This window comes from Nocardiopsis sp. CNR-923, from assembly GCF_001942255.1.
Lineage (GTDB): Bacteria > Actinomycetota > Actinomycetes > Streptosporangiales > Streptosporangiaceae > Nocardiopsis.
This window is the reverse complement of sequence record NZ_MKKC01000037.1, coordinates 1-1752: the sequence shown is the minus strand read 5'-3', so window position 1 is coordinate 1752 and position 1752 is coordinate 1. Positions and strand designations below refer to the sequence as shown.

Here is a 1752-nt window from a genome sequence, read left to right as displayed (position 1 = left end):
GGGGGTCGCGGCACGTCTGACCGGTGCGGCGTTCCAGGGGGTTAGGGGGGAGGCGTTCCCTCACCGCCCGGCCACAGGGGGGTCGAGGGTCACCGTCCCTGGCAGCCCGACCACAGGGGGGGTCGGGAACACCCGAACGCCCCGCCCAGCCACAGGGGGTCAAGGAAACCGAACCGCTTCAGCACCACAAGGGAGTTTCTGACCAAGTGGTCGCTGCGACATTCACGACATTCACCGAATCCCCAGAATCGTGCGATCACCCTCGGTAGTGTTCTGCCATGCCAGGATTCGACCACGAGCTTCAGGTGCGCCTGTTCCACAACCGTCCCGAGCTGGCCCCCGCCATGCTGCGGGACACGATCGGCTTCCCGGTGCCCGACTATGCGCACGCCGAACTCGGCTGTACCGACCACACCAAGCTCAAGCCCGTGCCGTTCAAGTCGGATGACGTCGTCGTCCTCTACGACCGTGAGGGCGCCAAGGTGATGGCCATCATCGCCGAGGTCCAACAGAAGAAGGACCACGACAAGCCGTACACCTGGCCGCTGTACGTGGCCACCGTGCGGGAGATCCTGCGCTGCCCGGTCAGACTGATGGTGGTCTGTCCGGACAGCGGCACCGAAGAGTGGGCGCGCACTCCCATCGAGTTCGAGGCCGGTGGGGCTGCCTTCGCTCCCGCCGTGCTGGGACCGAGCAACACACCGGTGATCGACGATATCGACCGGGCCCGGCGTCTACCGGAACTGTCCGTGCTGTCTGCCACCGCCCACGGCGACAACCCCGCAGTCCTCAAGGCCGCCGAATCGGCACTGGACGCCCTGCCCGAACACACCAGGCTCATTTACTATGACTTCATCGAGTCGAAGCTCAGCGCGGCGGCTCGACAGAAGTGGGAGGAACTCATGACGACCGGAACCTATGAGTGGCAAAGCGACTTCGCACGCAAGTACGTCAGCCAAGGACGTGCGGAAGGCCTCGCGGAAGGTCTCGCTGAAGGCCGCGAGGAAGGCCGACTTCAGGGTCAGGTGGCGGGCTTGATCAAGGGCGAACGGGCTGCGCTGCTGCGTATCCTTCACGCGCGCGGCGTCCCGGTCTCGGACTCCGCCCGGGATCGCATCATCCAGTGCGTGAACCTCGCCCACCTGGAGAGCTGGATCGACCGGGCCGTCGCGGTCACCGACGCTGACGAACTCTTCGAGTGATCGTGCGCTCCTGACCGACACGCCGTCGACTCAAGGGCTCCGGGCCCCGCGCTAACGGGCCCTGTGGCGGGGCGGGGCGTTCGGGTGTTCCCGCCCCCCTGTGGCCGGGCGGTGAGGGAACGCCTCCCCCTAACCCCCTGGAACGCCGCACCGGTCAGACGTGCCGCGACCCCCTTCGGTGACCGACGCGCGCACCGGTACGGGGCCCGGGGCGCATGCCCCCTGAACCGACCACCCCCCGCTCCCGGGGCCGGGGGTGTCATCGTCTCGGAATCACGCCCCCACGTGGTGACCGTGTCCTGCCTATCTGTGGCGGACACACGGCGGGCGTAGGTGAGGGACCTCGCCCTCCGGAACGAATTCGCTCCGCGAACACGCCCTCCGAGGCGAGCCACACCCCCCGTGGTGACCCGAACGGCACGACACCCATCCCCAACCCCCAAGAACCCCGCAACCAGACCACCCAACCCCCCACCGATGAGCCGACCGGGAACGGCCACCCCCCAGCGGCACGAGTCCCCGGGCTGGCGAAACCCCACCGGTGAGCCGA

At 68.0% G+C, this 1752-nt stretch carries 1 protein-coding gene; it reads left to right on the top strand.

Annotated elements, in window-relative coordinates:
- Positions 1–305: 305 nt before the first annotated feature.
- Positions 306–1202: a hypothetical protein gene (locus tag BJF83_RS02570; RefSeq protein WP_143831764.1), complete on the top strand. Its 897-nt coding sequence runs from the start codon at positions 306–308 to the stop codon at positions 1200–1202.
- Positions 1203–1752 lie beyond the last annotated feature (550 nt).